The organism is Streptomyces sp. NPDC031445, from assembly GCF_055581365.1.
The window spans coordinates 163,561-182,472 of the sequence record NZ_JBVIJO010000011.1 but is presented as its reverse complement, the minus strand read 5'-3'; the positions used below and the strand labels follow the sequence as shown (position 1 = coordinate 182,472).

Below are 18,912 nucleotides of genomic sequence, written 5' to 3'. Positions count from 1 at the left end.
CTCACCTCGTACGGTCGAGCGGTTGCATCAGCATCTCGGCGATCCGCTCCCGGGTGAGGCCCTGGGCGTGCGGATCGTGCTGGGTGAGGAACAGGGCGTTGAGGAGCTGGTCGGCGGCGAGCACCTCACCGGGTTCCCGCTCCAGGAAGCGGCGGATGAGGTCGCTGCCGGCGGCGACGCCGTCCGTGCCGAGGTGTGCCTCGACCATGGCGGTGAGCTGCTCCTCGCCGGGCGGGTCCAGTTCGAGCTGGACGCAGCGGCGCAGCAGCGGGGCGGGGAAGTCGCGTTCGCCGTTGGAGGTCATCACGATCACCGGGAACGCGGTGCACGCGACGCGCCCGCCGCGCACGGCCACCCGGTCGCCGTCGTGCGTGAGCACCTCGACGACCGGTTCCCGGTCGGCCAGCCGTTCCAGCTCGGGGACCGAGAACTCGCCTTCCTCCAGCGTGTTCAGCAGGTCGTTGGGCAGGTCGAGGTCGCTCTTGTCCAGCTCGTCGATGAGCAGGACGCGGGGCCGCGGGGCGGGCAGGAGCGCGGTGCCGAGCGGCCCGAGGCGGATGTAGGAGCCGATCCCGGAGGCCGCGGCACCGCGGTCGTCGCCGCCGGCGCGCTCCAGCTGGACGTCCTGGAGGCGGGCTATGGCGTCGTACCGGTACAGGCCGTCCTGGAGGGTGGTCCGGCTGACGACGGGCCAGCGCAGCACCTTGCCCAGGCCGAGTTCGTGGGCGATCGCGTAGGCCAGGGTCGACTTGCCGGTCCCCGGGTTGCCGGTGACCAGCAGCGGCCGGCGCAGGTAGAGGGCCGCGTTGACCGCGTCGACCTCGGCCGGCCGGGGCGCGTAGTTCTCGACCAGCCGGCGGCGCACGCCGAGCCGACGGGCGCTGCTGGGATCCTCCGGGCCGCTGTCGGCGCCGTCCCGGGAGGCGGCGAAGTCACGCCAGGGCGGCGGCGCCGGCAACCGTCGCATGCCGTCGTGCGGCTGACCCACTCCGCGGTAGATCCGCCAGTCGTTCACCTTGGGCTCCTCCCGGCTCTGGTGATCATGCAGCGGGCCCGGCCGTCCGACGTACGAGGCTACCGCCCGTCGGCCGCGCCCGCCGAGGTTCGCGGCGTACGGCGCCCCCTCCCCCTTCCCGCGAACAGCCGTACGACTCGGGAGAGTTGACGGGACGTCCACCGGGAGCGGCGGGCCGCCGGCGGGTCAGCCGCCGGGCGCGGCCAGCGGCGGCGGCCGCATGCTCTCCGTCCCGTACGGCGTCCGGTCCGGCGGCGGGTCGAGCAGTACGGCCATCTTGCCGCGCAGGCCGTGCGCCCGGGCGGTCTCCGGGTCGGCCAGGCGGATGCGCAGGTCGCGGAGCGGACCGTGCAGCCCGTCCGCGTCACCGGCGAGCCCCAGCAGGCCGGCGGCCTGCCGGTGGAAGTCCCCGCACTCGTCGTGGTCGTGCAGGTCGCGGCGCCACAGCACCACCGCGTGCCCGGACCGCAGCGCGTCCCGCATCGCCGCGTAGCCCTCGCCGCTGCCGACGGGACCGCAGTAGACGGGCACGGACGCGTCGCTCATCGCCGACAGGGCGCCGTAGTACGGGAACCTGCCCCCCACCCGGGCGCCCGGCGGATGCCCCTCGTCGGCCGGCCGCCCGTGCAGCGTCCCGTGCGCCAGGGGGCCGCGCGCGACGCCCTTCCAGCGGCGGCGCCACTCCGGGGAGGGCGGCAGGCCGTTGCGCCGGATGTCCCGGACGACGACGGTCCGCCGCATCCCGAGCGGCAGGGCCCGCTCGTCCACGAGGTCGTCGTCCTCGTCGGCCTCGTCCTCCGCGTCGCCCCCGACGCCCCCGGCGTCCTCCCCCGCCTGGTCGGCCGTGGCGGCGGGCGGGTCGGGGAGCAACTGCCAGTCGTCCACCGGGAGGTCGAACAGCCTGCGGGGCAGGAAGACCTCGATCGCGGCGAGATGCTCTCCGTGGTCCCCCTGGTTCAGCGCCTTGGCCAACGGCTCGCGCAGCACCCGCGCCAGCTCCTCGGCCCGCACGCCCCGGTCGTCCCCGTCGACCGGCGTGACGTCCTGCCCGCCGTAGATCAGCTGCACGCTCCAGGGGTGCCGGCCGTAGGTGGCCGGGCCGATCTTGACGAGGACGTCGGTACGGGTGTCGGCGGAAGGGGCGCGGAGGGAGGGGTCGGTGACGTGCGGCCGGGTCGCCGGTCCGGTGAGTGACGGGATGCCGGGGCACCCGACGGTGGGCGGCGCGTCGCGGGCGGGCGGAGTGCCGAGGGCTGACGGCGCGTCGAGGGTGGGCGGTGCGTCGACGGCTCGGACCGGCGTCGGCACGTCGACCGCTGTGTTCTGCGCCGGAACGGCCTGCGCCGGAGTCACGACCGCCCCGTTCGACACGGGCACCGCGTCGGAGGGACCACCGGACATGCCACCCGACGGGCCACCGGACGGCCCACGGGACGCGGCGCCCTCCAGCAGCGCGCCGATGGCCTTGCCGACCGCCCAGTGCCGGTGGCCGGCGGCCTGCCCGGCTATCCACTCGGTGAACGCCCGCAGCCGTCCCGCGTCCACCTCTCCGGTGTGCTCGCGCGCGGTCCGGCGGGCCACGTGGGCGGCGTACAGCAGTACGGCGTCCAGGTCGACCAGCGTTCCACCGCCGCCGGGGTCCAGCACGCGCAGGCCGTACAGCAGCGCGGCGCCCTCGCGCCAGGTGCGGACGTTCCGCAGCATCAGCGACGGCAGCCGTTCGCCGCGCACCTGCTCCTTCACGTCCTCCACGAGGTGGACGACCTCACCCGCTCCGGCGGGCGGCGGCAGGTGCGCGAGGTGGCCGTAGAGCCGTGTGCGCAGCTCGGTGCCGACGCCGGAGACGGAGGCCGCGTGACCGGGCAGGGCGGCCTGGACGGCGGTCCAGTGCGGGTATGACGAGGGGGCGCCCAGGAGGCTCGCGTGATGGACGTCGTGGGCGCGCAGCACCTCGCGCACCGCGCGCCCGGCCTCCCGCGAGTCCAGCAGTTCGTACAGCGCGGTGACCGGTACGGCGACGCCCTCCTCCCGCCGGCGCCCCTTGATGACGCCGATGACGGAGCCGTGCCGCAGGTCGAGCACCGGCCCGCCGGAGAGCCCGCCGATGGGGAGGATGCCGGTGAGCAGCAGCGCGCGGGCGTCGGACCCGGCGAGTTCGCCGCTGCCCTGCCGGATGCCCAGCTCGCCGGTCTGCACCGACCAGCCGTAGAGCCCGAGCGGGGTGAGCGGGCCGGCCTCCCGGTCGCCGAGCCACAGGCAGCGGACCCCGTCGGCGCCGCTCACCCGGACGAGCGCGAGGTCGGGGAACGGCCAGGGGTCACGGGCCGGGCCGCCGGGCTCGGGGCGGGGCGCGACGACGACGGCCGTCCCGGTGCCGCCGCGCGGCTCCCAGGCGCCGTCGGCGGTGCGCTCCTGCCAGGTCACGCTCAGGGCGCTCTCCCCTCGGCACACCGCGGCTCCCCCCTTTCCCACGACGTGGGCGCAGGTCAACAGCCAGCCCGGGGCTATGAAGAACCCCGACCCCCAGTACGAGTCACGGTCCGTTGCATACCCGTCACCCGGTGCGCCGATGCGCGCGAGGGAGGGGCGCACCATCTCGTCGAAGGCGCTCATACGGCCCCGGGGGCCGGGGACTGCGGCGGTACGACCGTGCCGCCCGCCGTCGCGGGGTCCGCGCCGTCCGCCGTCGCGGCCGGTTCGGTCCAGGTCAGGGACACGGTGAGGGAGGAGGTGCCGCCGCCCTCGGCGATGGCGCTCACGATCTTGCCGGACTGCGCCGTCAGTTCGATACCGAAGCTGACGGATACCTCGACGGGGGCCGGCGTGTCCAGACCGGCGCGCAGGGAGCGCACGACGCCACCGACCGTGCCGGCCAGTCCCCCCGCCATGTCGATGACCCGGTCGCCGAGCCCGGTGTCCCGGTAACCGCCCTCGTCCAGCGCCTCCTCGGCGGCGGCGCCGATCCTGACCCAGACGACGGTTCCGTCGTCCAGGCGCACGCGTTCGATTCCTCCAGCCATGACGCCCCCGTTCGCCGATGGGAGGAGAAGGCTAACTCCCGGGGAGGGAGAGGGGGAGGGGAAGGGGGGAGCGGGCGGGGGATACGGCCGGTGAACGCCCCCTGCGCGACCCGCTCGTCCCCCTCCGCCCTACTCGTCCTCCTCGTCGTCGAGCCGGGCGAGCCAGGTGGCCAGACGCTCCACGGGCACCTCGAAGTCCGGGTTCAGGTCCACGAACGTGCGCAACTGCTCCGCCAGCCACTCGAAGGTGACCTCTTCCTCGCCACGCCGCTTCTCCAACTCCTCGATACCGCGGTCGGTGAAGTACATCGGTGCCCATCTCCAGCAGATTCATCGCCCTGACAACAACTCCCACCAGCCTATGCCGCCGCCGGGGGGTCCCCCGGAAGAGCGCCTTGACTTCCCGTGACCACGATATATCGTGAGTAGTGGCGAACGCGATATGGCGTGTCGTGACACGTGCCCCGCCCGGCCGAGGAGGCCCCCATGCCCGAGTGGTCCGTCACCGAACCCCAGAAGCTGACCTTCGACGCCCCCGTGCACGACCTCCAGGTCCGCATCGTCAACGGCACGGTGAACGTGGTGGGCACGGACGAGGGCTCGGCCCGCCTGGAGGTCTCGGAACTGGAAGGCCCGCCCCTGATCGTCACCCGGAACGGCACCACCCTCACCGTGGCCTACGAGGACCTGCCCTGGAAGGGTTTCCTCAAGTGGCTCGACCGCAAGGGCTGGCGCCGCAGCGCCGTCGTCTCCCTCGCGGTGCCCGCCGACACGCGCGTGGAGGTGGGCGTGGTCGGCGCCGCGGCGGTCGTCTCCGGCGTCCGCGGCCCCGCGGTGATCAGGGGAGTGACCGGCGACACCACCCTGGTCGGCGTCTCGGGGCCGGTCCGCGCGGACACCGTCTCGGGGAACCTGGAGGCCCAGGCGGTCACCGGCGACCTGCGGTACAACTCGGTCTCCGGCGACCTGACCGTGGTCGAGGGCTCCGGCTCCTCCGTGCGCGCCGACACCGTCAGCGGCTCCATGATCGTCGACCTGGACCCGGACGGCCCCACGGACATCGGCCTCACCAGCGTCTCGGGCGAGATCGCCATCCGCCTGCCGCACCCGGCCGACGCCGAGGTGGAGGCGAACACCGCGAGCGGCACGATCTCCAACGCGTTCGACGGCCTGCGGGTGCGCGGCCAGTGGGGCGCGCACAAGATCACCGGCCGCCTCGGCGCCGGCACCGGCAAACTGCGCGCCACCACCGTCTCCGGCTCGATCGCCCTGCTGCGCCGCCCGCCCCGGGACGACGACGAGGGCGCCTTCTGGAACACCGAGCCCCACCCGGCCGACCACTCCCCCGGCGCCCCGGGAGACAATTCCGTCTCCGGCCAGGACGCCACCGGGGACACCGACGGCACCTTTGGTGCCGGCCCTTCCACCGACGACCCGGCCGACGGCACGACCGACAAGAAGGTGCTCTGACATGCCTCCCGTCTTCGCCCACGGCCGCCTCCGCCTGTACCTGCTCAAGCTGCTCGACGAGGCCCCGCGTCACGGCTACGAGGTGATCAGGCTGCTCGAGGAGCGCTTCCAGGGCCTCTACGCCCCCTCGGCGGGCACGGTCTACCCCCGCCTGGCCAAGCTGGAGGCGGAGGGCCTGGTCCGGCACACCACCGAGGGCGGGCGCAAGGTGTACGCCATCACGGACGCGGGCCGCGCCGAACTCGCCGACCGCAGCGGTGAGCTGGCCGACCTGGAGCTGGAGATCCGCGAGTCGGTCGCGGAGCTCGCCGCCGAGATAAGGGCAGACGTGCGCGGCGCCGCCGGTGACCTGCGCCGCGAGGTGCGCGCCGCCGCCTCCGAGGCCCGCCGCGGCAGCAAGGCGTCCGGGGCCGGGCCCTCCTTCGGGGAGCACGGGGAGACGGGCGAGAAGGAGGCCTGGAAGACCGCCAAGGAGGAGATGCGCCGGGTCAAGCAGGAGTGGAAGGAGCAGGCGCGGCGCGCCAAGGACGAGAGCCGCCGGGCCCGCGAGGAGGCCGAGCGGGCCCGCCGTCAGGCCCAGGAGGCGCAGGCACGGGCGCGGGCCCAGGCGCAGGAGGAGATGCAGCGCATCGCCCGCCGGGTCCAGGACCACTTCGCGCGCGGCGACTGGCCGACCGGCGTCCGCGACGGCCTGACGGAACTGGCCAAGGAGCTCGGGGACTTCGGGAAGGACTTCGGCAAGGGCTTCGGCAGGGACTGGACCTTCGGACGCCCCGGCGAAGAGCCGCACCACACCTCCCCCCAGGAGGACTTTCCCGCCGACTACGAGCCCGCCTGGGCCCACGAGGACACCACCGGCGACCCGGCCCGCGACCTGGACCGCCTCCTGGACCGCTTCCGCGACGACATCCGCGACGCGGCCCGCGACCACGGCGTCACTCCCACCCAGCTCCGCGAGGCCCGCCACCACCTCTCCTCGGCGGCGGCCCGCATCGCAGCCCTGCTCCACGCCCCCAAGCCCTGACCCCGGGGCCCGGGGGGCCTCGGGGGGGACCTCCCAGCCGACCGAGCCGGGCGGGCGGCTGGGACGACACCCCGGGCCGGAGCCGACGCAGTCAGCCCGCCGCCGGGCACACCCTGGACACCCCCTCGAACGTCACCCCGTGATCGGCCAGCACCTCCCCCGCCACCCCCGGCAGCACGGTGAGCGCCAGCAGCAGGTGCTCATCCCCGATCCCCCGGTCCCGCCGGGCCAGGGCAACCCGCAACGCCCGCTCCAGCACCGCCTTGGCCCCGCGGCCGAAGCCGGGCCGCCGCCCGCCCGACGGCCACCCCGCCCGGCCCGCACCCCGCCCCCGGTCACCGGACATCGCTCCGACGCCGTGCACCTCCTCCACCCGCGCCACGATCTCCGACACATCGATCCCCAGCCCGGCCAGCGCGTCCGCGTCGGCGCGGGTCAGCCCGGCCCGCCGCCGCGCCTCACCCACATCGCGCCGCACCCGCTCCCGCGCCCCCGGCTCCGCGAGCCCGAGGGCGGACAGCGCGAAGGACGCCCGGCTGCCCTCCCGGTCGAGAAGCGCGAGCAGCAGGTGCTCGGCGTCCACGGACCGGGCCCCGTCGTTCTCCGCGTACACGTACGCCCCTTCGACCACCGCCCGGGCGTCCTTGGTGAACCGCTCGAACATCAATGCCTCCCGTACTTCTTGTGCACGGCCTGCCTGCTGACACCCAGCTCCGCGGCGATCTCCTGCCACGACCAGCCCTGATTGCGCGCACTGCGCACCTGTACCGCCTCCAGCTGCTCCAGCAGCCGGCGCAGCGCGGCCACGGCCCGCAGTCCGACCCGTGGATCACGGTCACCGGCGCGCTCGGCGAGATCGGTTGCCTCACTCATACTGTCAATTTAGGTTGACACCTCGCAGGCGTCAACCCCAGTTGACATTCACGTCGCGGAAAAGGCGGGCCCGACATCCCGGACCCGCCTCTCGACTCCTCGGCGCGACAGCCCAACGGCCCGCCGGCCCTCAGGAGTTGGTCAGCACGATCTTCCCGAACTGCTCCCCGGAAGCCATCCGTTCGAAGCCCTCCCGGGCCCGGTCCAGCGGCAGCTCCTCGTCGATGACGGGCCGCACCCCCGTCGCGGCGCAGAAGGCGAGCAGGTCCTCCAGTTCGTCCTTGGTGCCCATGGTGGAGCCGACGACCTTCAGTTCGAGGAAGAAGATCCGGGTCAGCTCGGCGTGCGAGGGCCGGTCCCCGCTGGTGGCACCGGAGATGACGAGCGTCCCGCCGGGCCGCAGGGACTTCACGGAGTGGGACCAGGTGGCGGCGCCCACGGTCTCGATGACGGCGTCCACCCGCTGCGGCAGCCGGGCCCCGGGCTCCACGGCCTCCACCGCGCCCAGCTCGAGAGCCCGCTTCCGCTTGGCCGCGTCCCGGCTGGTGGCGAAGACCCGCAGCCCGGCGGCCTTGCCGAGGACGATCGCGGCCGTGGCGACACCGCCGCCCGCGCCCTGCACGAGGACCGAGTCACCGGGCCGTACCCCGGCGTTGGTGAACAGCATCCGGTACGCCGTCAGCCAGGCGGTCGGCAGACAGGCCGCCTCGGCGAACGACAGTTCCTTCGGCTTGGGCAGGATGTTCCAGGTCGGCACGGCGACCTGTTCGGCGAAGGTGCCCTGGTACCGCTCGGTGAGGATGGAGCGCGGCTCGTCGGGGCCGACCCCGTGGCCGGTCTGGCCGATGACGGAGTGCAGGACGACCTCGTTGCCGTCCGCGTCGACCCCGGCGGCGTCGCAGCCGAGGATCATGGGCAGCCGGTCCTCCGGGAGGCCGACGCCCCGCAGGGACCAGAGGTCGTGGTGATTGAGGGAAGCGGCCCGCACCGTGACGGTGCTCCAGCCGGGACGGGCCTCGGGAGCCGGGCGCTCCCCCAACTCGAGGCCGGTGAGCGGCTGGTCGCGGTCGATTCGGGCGGCGTAGACAGCGAACATGCTGCCGACGATAGGTGCGCGGTGCGGCCGGCGGAACCAGGACCCCCTGTGACACATGCCCTCTTGCGCGACGGCACCCGTGCGGCGCATGACCGCCGGCACCCCGGACGGCACCGTCCGGCCCCCTCGAAAGGCACGGGCGCCGCACCGGAGGAACGGCCCCGTCCACCCGGACGGGACCGTTCAGCACCACCCGGAGCCGCGAAGCACTGCCCAGCACCGCGAAGCGCCGGTCGGCACCTCGCGCCCCGCTCAGCAGTACACCGCGCCGCTCAGCGCGACGTCACCGGCGAGCCACACCCTCGGCCCGCGCGGCGGCGGCGACCGCCGCCGTGACGGCGGGAGCGACCCGCTCGTCGAACGGGGACGGGATCACGTAGTCGGCGGCGAGATCGTCACCGACCACCGAGGCCAGCGCCTCGGCGGCGGCGATCTTCATCCCCTCGGTGATCCGCGTGGCCCGCACCTGGAGCGCGCCCGCGAAGATCCCGGGGAAGGCCAGCACGTTGTTGATCTGGTTCGGGAAGTCCGAACGCCCGGTGGCGACGACCGCGGCGTACTTGTGCGCCACGTCCGGGTGCACCTCCGGGTCCGGGTTGGCCATCGCGAACACAAAGGCGCCCTCGGCCATGGAGGCGACGGCCTCCTCGGGCACCGTACCGCCGGAGACGCCGATGAAGACGTCGGCGCCCGCGAGGGCGTCCTCCAGCGAGCCGGCGACGCCGGCCTTGTTCGTGAAGCCGGCCAGTTCGCGCTTGACCGGGGTCAGGTCCTCCCGGCCGGCCGACACGACACCCTTGCGGTCGGCCACCGCCACGTCGCCGATGCCGGCCTCGACCAGCATCCTGGCGATGGCGACACCGGCCGCGCCGGCGCCGGAGATGACGGCCCGCAGCTGACCGATCTCGCGCCCGCTGAGCCGCGCCGCGTTGCGCAGCGCCGCGAGCGTCACGACGGCCGTGCCGTGCTGGTCGTCGTGGAAGACCGGGATGTCCAGGCGTTCCTGGAGCCGGCGCTCGATCTCGAAGCACCGCGGCGCCGAGATGTCCTCCAGGTTCACTCCGCCGAAGGAGGGAGCGAGCCGGACGACGGTCTCGACGATGTCGTCCACGTCGGTGCAGTCGAGCGCGATCGGCACCGCGTCGACACCGCCGAACTGCTTGAACAGGATCGCCTTGCCCTCCATCACGGGGAGGGAGGCCTGGGGACCGATGTCCCCGAGTCCGAGCACGGCCGTGCCGTCGGTGACGACGGCGACCACGTTGGACTTCCACGTGTAGTCGTTGACCAGCTCCGGCGTTTCCGCGATCGCGGTGCACACGCGAGCGACGCCGGGCGTGTACGCGAGGGAAAGGTCGTCCTTGTCGCGGACCGGCACGGTGGCCTGCACGGCCATCTTGCCGCCGCGGTGCAGCGCGAACGCCGGATCGAAGGAATCGAGGGGCTCGGCCCCGCCGTCCTGGTCCGTTGTGCCGTCGCTGCGAGGATTGACGATCTCCGCTGCCACTTTGTTTTACCCCTTAGGTATGCATGGTTTGAGGGTCGACCACTCCTGGTGAGGGGTGGGCGGGCACCGCGTACGGCTCGATTGCGGATACGTACGAGCTCCTACGCGACGGGCGCGCCGCACACGCGCCCTGAGCCCCGGATGAGGGGTGTAAAGAACCTTCTTACCGGACGGACGGCGCCCGCGACGAGTCCATTAGGTGCAAGGTCACATCGCGGAACCGGAAGACGACACGCGGATGACGCGCGACCGGCGGACCGGAATGGCCCGAAAACACCCAAGGCCGACCGATGGGGCGGCGGGAGTGACCGCATCCTGAGACACGCTGAAGATTTTGCGGCCGGAGCGCCGGATTCCCGCAGATGGTTCGGTGGTGATGGACCAAGGATGTACCGACCTGATGCGGTTCGGGGGTCACCCGTTATCCGATTTTGACATAGCGACGCCCTCGAATGGCGCAGACCGAATGGCAAGATGCCGTAAACCCACGAGGTCGCGACACCCGAAGGTGTGTGTTTCCGTCGACCCATCGGCACCTCTTCCCATCCGCCGGAGGAACCACGATGACCGCAAGCTCCACCCGTCGTACGACCGCAGCGCGCTCCCGTCTGGCCGCGGCCGGTGCGATCGCGGTCGCAGGGGCCCTGCTGATCACCGGCTGCGGTGACCAGACCAAGGACAAGAACGAGAACTCCGGCAGCGCTTCCGCCGGCAGCGCCCCGCTCGCCGACAAGCTCCCCAAGGACATCCGGACCAAGGGCACGATCAGGGTCGGTTCGGACATCGCGTACGCGCCGGTGGAGTACAAGGACTCCGCCGGCAAGGTCGTCGGACTGGACCCCGACCTGGCGGCGGCCCTCGGCAAGCAGCTCGGGGTGACCTTCGACTTCCAGAACGGCACCTTCGACGCCCTGCTCACCGGTCTGCGCTCGGACCGCTACGACATCGCCATGTCGGCCATGACGGACAACAAGAACCGTCAGGAGGGCGTCGACCCGGACACCGGCAAGAAGGTCGGCGAGGGCGTCGACTTCGTCGACTACCTGACCGCCGGTGTCTCCATATACACCCGCAAGGGCGACACCAAGGGCATCACGTCCTGGGACGACCTGTGCGGCAAGAAGCTCGCCGTCCAGCGCGGCACCACCTCGGAGGACCTGGCCAAGGAGCAGGCCAAGAAGTGTCCGGGCGGCAAGAAGCTGGCCATCGAGGCCTTCGACGACAACCAGCAGGCCCAGACCCGGCTGCGCTCCGGCGGCGCGGACGCCGTGTCCGCGGACTTCCCGGTGGCGGCGTACGCGGTGAAGACCTCCGGCGGCGGCAAGGACTTCGAGATCGTCGGCGACCAGGTCGAGGCGGCGCCGTACGGCATCGCGGTCTCCAAGAAGGAGACCCAGCTGCGCGACGCGCTCAAGGCGGCGATGGACGCGATCATCAAGAACGGCGAGTACCAGCAGATCCTCTCGAAGTGGGGCGCGCAAGACGGCGCCGTCAAGGAGTCCGTGATCAACGGCGGCAAGTGACCCGCGGCGGCAAGCGGCCACTGAGAGGCAATTCCCGTGACTGACATCGACAAGAAGGCGGGGCCGGTGGACACGCCCCCGGCCGGCGCGGAGGCCATCAAAGCCATCCCGGTCCGGCACTACGGACGTTACGTCTCCGCCGTCATCGCGATCGCGCTCCTCGTCGCGATCATCTACGCGTTCGGCCAGGGCCGGATCAACTGGCACGCGGTGCCGGACTACTTCTTCGACGACCGCATCCTCACCGGTGTCGGCAAGACCCTCCTGCTGACGGTGCTGTCGATGCTGATCGGCATCGTCGGCGGCATCGTCCTCGCGGTGATGCGGCTGTCCAAGAACCCGGTGACCTCGTCCATCGCCTGGTTCTACATCTGGTTCTTCCGCGGCACCCCGGTCCTGGTCCAGCTCTTCCTCTGGTTCAACCTGGGCCTGGTCTTCGAGTACATCAACCTGATGCCGTTCTACAAGGACTACTGGTCGAACTTCATGACGCCGCTGCTGACGGCGCTGCTCGGCCTGGGTCTGAACGAGGCGGCGTACATGGCCGAGATCTGCCGGGCGGGCCTGCTCGCGGTGGACGAGGGCCAGACCGAGGCGGCCCACGCGCTGGGCATGAGCCACGGCAAGACGCTGCGCCGGGTGGTCATCCCGCAGGCGATGCGCGTGATCGTGCCGCCGACGGGCAACGAAGTGATCAACATGCTGAAGACGACCTCGCTCGTGGCGGCCGTCCAGTATCCCGAGCTGTTCCGCTACGCCCAGGACATCGGCCAGAACTCCGGTGCCCCGGTGGAGATGTACTTCCTCGCCGCGGCCTGGTACCTGATCATGACTTCGGTGCTGAGCGTCGGCCAGTACTACATCGAGCGGTACTACGCCCGCGGCTCCAGCCGCCAGCTGCCGCCGACGCCGTGGCAGAAGGTGAGGACCAACATGCTCTCCCTGGGCCGGCCCAAGGGGGGCATGGCATGAGCGACAAGCTGAGCAAGGATCAAGGCGCCCCGGCCGAGGGCACGGTCCCGATGGTCAAGGCGCAGGACGTCCACAAGTCCTTCGGCCACGTCGAGGTGCTCAAGGGCATCGACCTGGAGGTCAGGCCGGGCGAGGTGTTCTGCCTCATCGGCCCCTCCGGTTCCGGCAAGTCGACCTTCCTGCGGTGCATCAACCACCTGGAGAAGATCAACGCCGGGCGGCTGTACGTCGACGGCGAGCTGGTCGGCTACCGCCAGCAGGGCGACAAGCTGTACGAGCTGCGCGACCGCGAGGTCGCGATGAAGCGCCGGGACATCGGCATGGTCTTCCAGCGCTTCAACCTGTTCCCGCACATGACGGCCGTGGAGAACGTCATGGAGGCGCCGGTGCAGGTCAAGGGCGCGAACCGGGCGCAGGCCAGGGAGCGCGCCATGCAGCTGCTGGAGCGCGTGGGCCTGGCCGACCGGGCCGGGCACTACCCCTCGCAGCTCTCCGGCGGCCAGCAGCAGCGCGTGGCGATCGCCCGGGCGCTGGCGATGGACCCGAAGCTGATGCTGTTCGACGAGCCGACCTCGGCCCTGGACCCGGAGCTGGTCGGTGACGTCCTGGACGTCATGCGGGACCTCGCCGAGTCCGGCATGACCATGGTCGTCGTCACCCACGAGATGGGCTTCGCCCGCGAGGTGGGCGACAGCCTGGTGTTCATGGACGACGGCGTGGTGGTGGAATCCGGCCACCCGCGGGACGTCCTGACGAACCCGCAGCACGAACGGACGCAGTCGTTCCTGTCCAAGGTGCTCTGAGGCTGCCGCTCGCAGGCGGGTGCGCCGCGGCGGGTGCGGGTCCGGTCCTCGCGGCGCCCGCCCCGGCGAAGGCGTGCGAGAGGAAGGGGCGGTACGCGTTCTCGTACCGCCCCTCTCGCGTACCGCCCCGCGCGCCTGCCGCGCGCCGGCTACTTGACGGCGAGGAGCAGCGTGTCCGAGGGCGAGCACCACACCGGCCGGGCCTCGGTGAAGCCCTGGGCGAGCAGGGTGCGCGCGTGCCACGCCGCCGACGGCGTGTCGCCGTCCGCGTGTTCGCCGTAGATCTCGAAGCGGCGGGCGGTCGGTTCGGCGAGGACCGGGTCCTGGGCGGCCAGCCGCCACCAGTCGGCCCAGTCCAGGGCGCCGTCCCGCTTGGCCTGATCCATGCGGGCGTGGCGCTGGGCGCGCTCGGCCGCGTTGATCCGGGGCGTGGCGTCGTCGATCATGTGGTCCGCGTTCATGAAGACACCGCCGTCGCGGACCAGCCCCGCGACCCGACCGTAGAGGGCCGCGAGGGGTTCGCTGTGCAGCCAGTGGAGGGCCGTGGCGGTCAGTACGGCGTCGTAGGAGTCGTACGGCAGCCCGGCCGGCCAGTCGGGGTCCTTCAGGTCGGCGGTCACGAGCGTGACCCGGTCGTCGCCGGCGAAGGTGCCGTGGGCTATGGCGAGCAGCGCGGGGTCGAGGTCGACGCCGGTGCTGGTGGCGTCGGGGAAGCGGCGCAGCAGCCGGGCGGTGATGCTGCCGGTGCCGCACGCGAGGTCCAGCACGCGGGGGGCCGTGCCCACGAGGGCCTCGACCATGTCGAGCATGATCCGGAACCGTTCCTCACGGTCCGGCATGTACCACTCCTGCTGCCGGTCCCAGCTCTCCTGCCAAGCCGCCCAGTCGGTCCCGGTACTCGTCGTCATGGAACCCCGACTCCCCTCGGTTCGCGTAATACCCTGGAAGCACGACCGGCTGTTACCCGACCGCAGACCCGACGATAAAGCGCCTCCGTAAGGACTACAAGTGGAACTGGCCTATTACTCGGATTACGCCGTACGTCTCGTCAACAGCGAGGAACCGGCCCGGGGCAGGGACACCCTGACCACGGTCGAGGCCGTCCGCGATCTCTTCGGCGACAACGCGTCGGCGGCCCGCCGCGCCACCGACGCCGACGTCACGCGTTTCCGCTCGGTCCGGGCGCGGCTGCGCGGGGTCTTCGAGGCCGCCGACCAGGGCGACGAGACCCTGGCCGTGGACCTGCTGAACTCCCTGCTGCTGGAGTTCCCGGTCAGCCCGCAGATCTCCGGGCACGACCACCGCGACGAGGACGGCCGCCCGCTGTGGCACATGCACCTGGCCGACCACCCGTCCAACGCCACCGCCGGCTACGCGGCGATCGCGGCGATGGGCCTGGCCTTCCACCTCACCGAGTACGGCGTCGACCGGCTCGGCCTGTGCGAGGCCGCCCCGTGCCGCAACGCCTACCTGGACACCTCGACCAACCGCTCCCGCCGCTACTGCTCGGACCGCTGCGCCACCCGCGCCAACGTCGCCGCCTACCGCGCCCGCAAGCGCCTGGAGGCCGACCGGTCGGGCAGCAACGGCCTCGCCGCCGAGAGCGCCCAGCGCAGCAGCGCGAGCGGCGAGCGCTGACCGGCCGGCGGCGGACGGAAGCGGAATCTGGCCGTCCCGAGGATCAGCTCCTCCGGCACGACCCCGTAGTCCGTGCTGTCCCCGCCCGCGTACGGGTTGTCGCCGAGCACCCACCAGCCGCCCTCGCGCCGCTCCGCGGCCCGCTTGACGACGAGCAGGTCCTGCTGGAACGGATGGCGCAGGACCACGACGTCCCCGGGCCTGACCACCCCTCCGTACCGCACCAGCAACTGGTCCCCGTGGTGCAGCGTGGGCACCATGGACGGGCCGGTCACCTCGGCCAGTCCGAAGGGCGCCCCGGCCCTCCCCCGTTCGGTCTCCTGCGACAGCTCCGGCATCCCCGGCACCTCCCCGGTCCGTTCCTCCACAGTCTCAGTCTCACCCTGGACTTTTGTCCTAAGCCCTAGGGGGCACCCGAGAAATCGCCTTCCACAGGGAGTAATGTCGCACCTGAGAAGACGATCACGAGGAAGGAATGCTCCATGCTTTCCCGCCTGTTTGCCCCCAAGGTCAAGGTCAGCGCCCACTGCGACCTGCCCTGCGGCGTGTACGACCCGGCCCAGGCCCGCATCGAGGCGGAGTCGGTGAAGGCCGTCCAGGAGAAGATGGCCGGTAACGACGACCCCCACTTCCAGACGCGCGCCACCATCATCAAGGAGCAGCGCGCGGAGCTGGCCAAGCACCACGTCTCCGTGCTCTGGAGCGACTACTTCAAGGCCCCGCACTTCGAGAAGTACCCGGAGCTGCACCAGCTCGTCAACGACACCCTGAAGGCCCTCTCGGCCGCCAAGGCGTCCACCGACCCGGCCACGGGCCAGAAGGCGCTGGACTACATCGCCCAGATCGACAAGATCTTCTGGGAGACCAAGAAGGCCTGAGTTCGTTTCGCGCCTTCCGACCCGCGGTTCCCCGGACCGCGGCAGTTCCCCGGCCCGCACCCGGCCCGCAGTCCGCCGTCCACGGCGTCCTCGCGGACCGGGTGCGGTCTTTTCCCCGCCCTCCGTGACGCGGGTCCGTGCGAAGCTGGGCGGGTGACCGCCCTGGAGGACCTGAGACGGCTGCGGCGCGTGCGCGACCGCATGGACCGCGAGTACGCCGAGCCGCTCGACATGACCGAGCTGGCCCGTGACGCCCTCATGTCCCCGGGCCACTTCCAGCGCAGCTTCCGCAAGGCGTTCGGGGAGACGCCGTACGGCTACCTGATGACCCGGCGGATCGAGCGGGCCAAGGCCCTGCTGCGCCGGGGCGACCTCAGCGTGACCGAGGTGTGCCTCGCCGTCGGCTGCACCTCGCTCGGCTCCTTCAGCTCCCGGTTCACCGAGCTGGTCGGCGAGACGCCGAGCGCCTACCGCGCCCGCGACCACGAGGAGACCGCGGCGATCCCGCCCTGTGTGGCCCGCAGGCTGACCCGGCCGCGCCGCCGCCCGTACTGAGGCGCGATCCCGCCCCCCGGTCCTAGGGTGGGTCCATGGACGTGAAACTCGCGCAGTGTTTCCTCGCCGTGGACGACCACGACAAGGCCATCGCCTTCTACCGCGATGTGCTCGGCCTGGAGATCCGCAACGACGTGGGCTTCGAGGGGATGCGCTGGGTGACCCTGGGCTCCCCGCTCCAGCCGGACGTGGAGATCGTCCTGGAGCCGCCGGACGCGAGCCCGGACGCCTCCCCCGCCGACAAGCAGGCGCTCAACGAACTCCTCGCCAAGGGCCTGCTGCGCGGCGTCATCTTCACCACGCCCGACTGCGACGCGCTGTACGCGCGGGTCCGCGAGTCCGGCGCCGACGTCCTCCAGGAGCCGATGGACCAGCCGTACGGGGTGCGCGACTGCGCCTTCCGCGACCCGGCCGGCAACCAGCTGCGCTTCATCGAACGTCCCACGCGCTGAACCCCACCCGCCGGCTCCGCGCCGACGCCGCCCGCTGAGGCGGTACGGGCGCCGCGTCCGTCGGTGTGTCAGCGGTCCGCCTTCCCCGCCCCCCGCTCCGGCCCGCCGTGCCGCTTCCACGGCTCCACGTCCACCACCGCCTCGCACGGTACGGGCCCGTACACGTGCGGGAACTCCTCCCCGCCCGGCTCGGCGGACTCGTACCTCACCGGAACGCCGACCCGCGCCGGGTCCACGACCAGCACGACCAGCTCGTCCGGGCCGTCGTAGCCGCCGTAGAGGAAGTCGGCGATGCGCGGGAGCTGCTCGCGGGTGGAGAAGTGGAGGAAGCCCTCCTCCTGGAGGGTGCGGCCCCTGGTGGACATCTCGTAGGCGCCGCGCTCACGCGCCGCCTCCCACAGGGAGCGCTCGGTGATGTGCAGGATGTACGGCAGTTTCGGCATGCGCCCACGCTACGGCGCCCCCGCCCCCGGGCGCTCAGACGTCGCTGTTCCCGGTGCCCGACGCCGACGGGCCCCGCGGACCGCTGCGGCCGCCCGGCCGGGCCTGCGCACCGGCGGAACGCTCCTGCCCGGCGGCCCGGGTGCCGGTCTCGTCGTACGTCGCGCAGCCGGGGTTGCGGCAGGGCCCGGGGCCCCAGACCGGTACCCAGGCGCCCAGGGTCTTGTGCCGCTTGACGACCGTTTCCACGGGCTGTCCGCAGACGGGACAGGCGTGGTCCTCGCTGTCCATGCCCTCAGCGTAGAGCGGTGGCGCCCTCGGCGCGCCTTCCCGCGACGGCCCCGACGTCCGTGGGGAAGGATCGGCGGCCCCCGCACACCGTCGGGGTGTGCGGGGGCCGCCTGGCCGGAACCTCCCGATGACCGCACGGGGTCAGGAGCCGCACGGGCCCGGGGGCTCCGGGTTCTGCTCGGCCGCCGGGACGGGCGGCCCTCAGTTGGTGCGCCGGGTCACGAACTCGGCGAGCGCCAGCAGACCGCCCGCCGCCTCCGGATCGGGGACCGCGCGGGCCAGCTCCTGCATGGCCCGGGCCATCCGGTCCGCTGCCTCGGCCTGCGCCCAGTCCCGGCCGCCGGCCCGCTCCACCGCCAGCGCCGTACGCGCGATCTCCCCGGCCTCCGCCTCCTCCTCGCGGTACGGCGTCCCGTACAGCGCGGCGAGTTCGGCCGCCGCCGGGGTGCCGGAGGTGAGCGCCGCCACCACCGGCAGGGACTTCTTGCGGGCGGCGAGATCCGCGCCGGCCGGTTTGCCGGTGTGCCGCGGGTCTCCCCATATGCCGATGACGTCGTCGATGAGCTGGAAGGCGAGCCCGGCCTGCCGGCCGAAGCCGTCCAGCGCGGCCACCTCCTCCTCACCCGCGCCCGCGTACAGCGCGCCGAGCGCGCAGGCACAGCCCAGCAGGGCGCCGGTCTTGGCCTCGGCCATCGCGAGCACCTCGTCCAGGGTGACCGCGTCCGGCGCGCACCGCTCCAGGTCGGTGTCGGCGTGCTGGCCCTCGCACAGCTCCACGACACAGGCCGCGAGCCGGGCCGCGGCCGGCACGGAGGCCGGGTGCGGGTCCTCGGCGAGCAGCCGCAGGGCCAGCGCCTGGAGGGCGTCCCCGGCGAGGATCGCGTCGGCGTCGCCGAACACGGTCCAGGCCGTCGGCCGGTGGCGGCGGGTGGTGTCCCGGTCCATCACGTCGTCGTGCAACAGCGTGAAGTTGTGGACCAGTTCGACCGCCGCCGCCGCCCGGACGGCCGCCCCCCGGGCCGCCGGACCGCCGAGCGCGGCGGCGGCCGCCAGCACGAGGGCGGGTCTGATCGCCTTGCCCGCGTTGCCCGCCGCCGGGGTGCCGTCGGCGTGCTGCCAGCCGAAGTGGTAGCTCGCGATCCGGCACATGGAGGCGGGCAGCGATCCCACGGCCGCGCGCAGCTCCGGGTCGACCAGCTTCCGGGCGCGCTCCAGCTGGGCCGCCGCCTCGTGCCCTTCGAGCGGACCGGCGCCGCCGCCCCCGGCCTCCTGCGGTGGCTCCCCCGGGGTGCCGGGACGCGGCACCCCGGAGGAACGCTGTTCGGTCTCCGTCATGAACTCGGCCATGCCTCCC

At 72.7% G+C, this 18,912-nt stretch carries 22 protein-coding genes; 9 read left to right on the top strand and 13 right to left on the bottom strand.

Features of this window, described 5'->3' with window-relative positions:
* Position 1: 1 nt before the first annotated feature.
* The 4 genes from ACZ5DC_RS27360 to ACZ5DC_RS27345 all read right to left on the bottom strand — a co-directional run bounded on the left by ACZ5DC_RS27360 (position 2) and on the right by ACZ5DC_RS27345 (position 4,344).
* On the bottom strand, positions 2-1,015 hold the full coding sequence (locus tag ACZ5DC_RS27360; RefSeq protein ID WP_468656970.1) for an AAA family ATPase: 1,014 nt from the start codon (positions 1,013-1,015) through the stop codon (positions 2-4).
* Positions 1,016-1,201: 186 nt separating this feature from the next.
* On the bottom strand, positions 1,202-3,628 hold the full coding sequence (locus ACZ5DC_RS27355) for a VMAP-C domain-containing protein (RefSeq protein ID WP_468656968.1): 2,427 nt from the start codon (positions 3,626-3,628) through the stop codon (positions 1,202-1,204).
* The gene (locus ACZ5DC_RS27350; RefSeq protein ID WP_468656966.1) at positions 3,625-4,035 is read right to left on the bottom strand and encodes a CU044_2847 family protein; all 411 of its coding nucleotides are present in this window, start codon (positions 4,033-4,035) and stop codon (positions 3,625-3,627) included. The genes ACZ5DC_RS27355 and ACZ5DC_RS27350 overlap by 4 nt, the downstream gene beginning before the upstream one ends.
* A 129-nt stretch (positions 4,036-4,164) precedes the next feature.
* Positions 4,165-4,344, bottom strand: a complete 180-nt coding sequence (locus ACZ5DC_RS27345) for a DUF6104 family protein (protein ID WP_014674941.1) — start codon at positions 4,342-4,344, stop codon at positions 4,165-4,167.
* 177 nt (positions 4,345-4,521) lie between these two features.
* On the opposite strand from ACZ5DC_RS27345, the gene ACZ5DC_RS27340 reads away from it, so the two are divergent.
* Both ACZ5DC_RS27340 and ACZ5DC_RS27335 read left to right on the top strand, forming a co-directional pair.
* Positions 4,522-5,505, top strand: coding sequence for a DUF4097 family beta strand repeat-containing protein (locus ACZ5DC_RS27340; RefSeq protein WP_468656964.1), 984 nt, complete (start codon positions 4,522-4,524; stop codon positions 5,503-5,505).
* A gap of 1 nt (position 5,506) precedes the next feature.
* On the top strand, positions 5,507-6,529 hold the full coding sequence (locus tag ACZ5DC_RS27335; protein ID WP_468656962.1) for a PadR family transcriptional regulator: 1,023 nt from the start codon (positions 5,507-5,509) through the stop codon (positions 6,527-6,529).
* A gap of 91 nt (positions 6,530-6,620) precedes the next feature.
* Here the strand turns inward: ACZ5DC_RS27335 and ACZ5DC_RS27330 are convergent, their stop codons facing one another.
* The 4 genes from ACZ5DC_RS27330 to ACZ5DC_RS27315 all read right to left on the bottom strand — a co-directional run bounded on the left by ACZ5DC_RS27330 (position 6,621) and on the right by ACZ5DC_RS27315 (position 10,005).
* Complete coding sequence (locus ACZ5DC_RS27330; RefSeq protein WP_468656960.1) at positions 6,621-7,193, bottom strand: Clp protease N-terminal domain-containing protein; 573 nt, start codon at positions 7,191-7,193, stop codon at positions 6,621-6,623.
* Complete coding sequence (locus tag ACZ5DC_RS27325; RefSeq protein WP_014674937.1) at positions 7,193-7,402, bottom strand: helix-turn-helix domain-containing protein; 210 nt, start codon at positions 7,400-7,402, stop codon at positions 7,193-7,195. Before ACZ5DC_RS27325 ends, ACZ5DC_RS27330 begins: the two co-directional genes overlap by 1 nt.
* 130 nt (positions 7,403-7,532) lie before the next feature.
* Positions 7,533-8,498 (bottom strand): zinc-binding dehydrogenase, encoded by a 966-nt coding sequence (locus ACZ5DC_RS27320; RefSeq protein WP_468656958.1) that lies wholly within the window; start codon positions 8,496-8,498, stop codon positions 7,533-7,535.
* Positions 8,499-8,781: 283 nt separating this feature from the next.
* Entirely contained in the window at positions 8,782-10,005 is a 1,224-nt protein-coding gene (locus ACZ5DC_RS27315) for an NAD(P)-dependent malic enzyme (RefSeq protein ID WP_468656956.1), read from the bottom strand.
* Positions 10,006-10,568: 563 nt separating this feature from the next.
* On the opposite strand from ACZ5DC_RS27315, the gene ACZ5DC_RS27310 reads away from it, so the two are divergent.
* Genes ACZ5DC_RS27310 through ACZ5DC_RS27300 form a run of 3 tightly spaced genes read left to right on the top strand, consistent with a single transcriptional unit; the run spans position 10,569 to position 13,303 of the window.
* Positions 10,569-11,528: an ABC transporter substrate-binding protein gene (locus tag ACZ5DC_RS27310; RefSeq protein ID WP_468656954.1), complete on the top strand. Its 960-nt coding sequence runs from the start codon at positions 10,569-10,571 to the stop codon at positions 11,526-11,528.
* A gap of 36 nt (positions 11,529-11,564) precedes the next feature.
* Positions 11,565-12,500, top strand: a complete 936-nt coding sequence (locus tag ACZ5DC_RS27305) for an amino acid ABC transporter permease (RefSeq protein WP_366751964.1) — start codon at positions 11,565-11,567, stop codon at positions 12,498-12,500.
* A complete protein-coding gene (locus ACZ5DC_RS27300) occupies positions 12,497-13,303 on the top strand; it encodes an amino acid ABC transporter ATP-binding protein (RefSeq protein WP_468656951.1) in 807 nt (268 codons plus the stop codon). The genes ACZ5DC_RS27305 and ACZ5DC_RS27300 overlap by 4 nt, the downstream gene beginning before the upstream one ends.
* A 149-nt stretch (positions 13,304-13,452) precedes the next feature.
* On the opposite strand, the gene ACZ5DC_RS27295 is transcribed toward ACZ5DC_RS27300, so the two are convergent.
* Positions 13,453-14,211, bottom strand: a complete 759-nt coding sequence (locus tag ACZ5DC_RS27295; protein ID WP_468656949.1) for a class I SAM-dependent methyltransferase — start codon at positions 14,209-14,211, stop codon at positions 13,453-13,455.
* Between the two features lie 100 nt (positions 14,212-14,311).
* On the opposite strand from ACZ5DC_RS27295, the gene ACZ5DC_RS27290 reads away from it, so the two are divergent.
* Positions 14,312-14,941 (top strand): CGNR zinc finger domain-containing protein, encoded by a 630-nt coding sequence (locus ACZ5DC_RS27290; protein ID WP_468656947.1) that lies wholly within the window; start codon positions 14,312-14,314, stop codon positions 14,939-14,941.
* On the opposite strand, the gene sodX is transcribed toward ACZ5DC_RS27290, so the two are convergent.
* On the bottom strand, positions 14,845-15,279 hold the full coding sequence (gene sodX / locus ACZ5DC_RS27285) for a nickel-type superoxide dismutase maturation protease (RefSeq protein ID WP_366752079.1): 435 nt from the start codon (positions 15,277-15,279) through the stop codon (positions 14,845-14,847). The genes ACZ5DC_RS27290 and sodX overlap by 97 nt on opposite strands.
* Positions 15,280-15,423: 144 nt before the next feature.
* On the opposite strand from sodX, the gene sodN reads away from it, so the two are divergent.
* The 3 genes from sodN (at position 15,424) to ACZ5DC_RS27270 (ending at position 16,826) form a co-directional block, all read left to right on the top strand.
* Complete coding sequence (gene sodN, locus ACZ5DC_RS27280; protein ID WP_373910347.1) at positions 15,424-15,819, top strand: superoxide dismutase, Ni; 396 nt, start codon at positions 15,424-15,426, stop codon at positions 15,817-15,819.
* 153 nt (positions 15,820-15,972) lie between these two features.
* On the top strand, positions 15,973-16,374 hold the full coding sequence (locus ACZ5DC_RS27275; RefSeq protein WP_014674927.1) for a helix-turn-helix transcriptional regulator: 402 nt from the start codon (positions 15,973-15,975) through the stop codon (positions 16,372-16,374).
* A gap of 35 nt (positions 16,375-16,409) precedes the next feature.
* A complete protein-coding gene (locus ACZ5DC_RS27270) occupies positions 16,410-16,826 on the top strand; it encodes a VOC family protein (protein WP_366751966.1) in 417 nt (138 codons plus the stop codon).
* Positions 16,827-16,894: 68 nt separating this feature from the next.
* Here ACZ5DC_RS27270 and ACZ5DC_RS27265 read toward each other — a convergent pair whose 3' ends face one another.
* From ACZ5DC_RS27265 to ACZ5DC_RS27255, 3 genes are all read right to left on the bottom strand, one after another.
* Positions 16,895-17,269, bottom strand: coding sequence for a DUF952 domain-containing protein (locus ACZ5DC_RS27265; RefSeq protein ID WP_468656944.1), 375 nt, complete (start codon positions 17,267-17,269; stop codon positions 16,895-16,897).
* Between the two features lie 34 nt (positions 17,270-17,303).
* Positions 17,304-17,558 carry a hypothetical protein gene (locus ACZ5DC_RS27260; RefSeq protein WP_468656942.1) on the bottom strand — a complete coding sequence of 85 codons (255 nt, stop codon included), beginning with the start codon at positions 17,556-17,558 and terminating at the stop codon, positions 17,304-17,306.
* Between the two features lie 201 nt (positions 17,559-17,759).
* A complete protein-coding gene (locus ACZ5DC_RS27255; RefSeq protein WP_468656940.1) occupies positions 17,760-18,905 on the bottom strand; it encodes a family 2 encapsulin nanocompartment cargo protein polyprenyl transferase in 1,146 nt (381 codons plus the stop codon).
* Between the last annotated feature and the right edge of the window lie 7 nt (positions 18,906-18,912).

Bases quoted from the DNA above. Each gene is read 5' to 3' on its own strand.
- ACZ5DC_RS27320 (WP_468656958.1), bottom strand. From the start codon at position 8,498: ATGTTCGCTGTCTACGCCGCCCGAATCGACCGCGACCAGCCGCTCACC.
- sodX (WP_366752079.1), bottom strand. From the start codon at position 15,279: ATGCCGGAGCTGTCGCAGGAGACCGAACGGGGGAGGGCCGGGGCGCCC.
- sodN (WP_373910347.1), top strand. From the start codon at position 15,424: ATGCTTTCCCGCCTGTTTGCCCCCAAGGTCAAGGTCAGCGCCCACTGC.
- ACZ5DC_RS27270 (WP_366751966.1), top strand. From the start codon at position 16,410: ATGGACGTGAAACTCGCGCAGTGTTTCCTCGCCGTGGACGACCACGAC.
- ACZ5DC_RS27325 (WP_014674937.1), bottom strand. From the start codon at position 7,402: ATGAGTGAGGCAACCGATCTCGCCGAGCGCGCCGGTGACCGTGATCCA.
- ACZ5DC_RS27330 (WP_468656960.1), bottom strand. From the start codon at position 7,193: ATGTTCGAGCGGTTCACCAAGGACGCCCGGGCGGTGGTCGAAGGGGCG.
- ACZ5DC_RS27335 (WP_468656962.1), top strand. From the start codon at position 5,507: ATGCCTCCCGTCTTCGCCCACGGCCGCCTCCGCCTGTACCTGCTCAAG.
- ACZ5DC_RS27340 (WP_468656964.1), top strand. From the start codon at position 4,522: ATGCCCGAGTGGTCCGTCACCGAACCCCAGAAGCTGACCTTCGACGCC.
- ACZ5DC_RS27355 (WP_468656968.1), bottom strand. From the start codon at position 3,628: ATGAGCGCCTTCGACGAGATGGTGCGCCCCTCCCTCGCGCGCATCGGC.
- ACZ5DC_RS27310 (WP_468656954.1), top strand. From the start codon at position 10,569: ATGACCGCAAGCTCCACCCGTCGTACGACCGCAGCGCGCTCCCGTCTG.
- ACZ5DC_RS27300 (WP_468656951.1), top strand. From the start codon at position 12,497: ATGAGCGACAAGCTGAGCAAGGATCAAGGCGCCCCGGCCGAGGGCACG.
- ACZ5DC_RS27260 (WP_468656942.1), bottom strand. From the start codon at position 17,558: ATGGACAGCGAGGACCACGCCTGTCCCGTCTGCGGACAGCCCGTGGAA.
- ACZ5DC_RS27295 (WP_468656949.1), bottom strand. From the start codon at position 14,211: ATGACGACGAGTACCGGGACCGACTGGGCGGCTTGGCAGGAGAGCTGG.
- ACZ5DC_RS27350 (WP_468656966.1), bottom strand. From the start codon at position 4,035: ATGGCTGGAGGAATCGAACGCGTGCGCCTGGACGACGGAACCGTCGTC.
- ACZ5DC_RS27345 (WP_014674941.1), bottom strand. From the start codon at position 4,344: ATGTACTTCACCGACCGCGGTATCGAGGAGTTGGAGAAGCGGCGTGGC.
- ACZ5DC_RS27265 (WP_468656944.1), bottom strand. From the start codon at position 17,269: ATGCCGAAACTGCCGTACATCCTGCACATCACCGAGCGCTCCCTGTGG.
- ACZ5DC_RS27255 (WP_468656940.1), bottom strand. From the start codon at position 18,905: ATGGCCGAGTTCATGACGGAGACCGAACAGCGTTCCTCCGGGGTGCCG.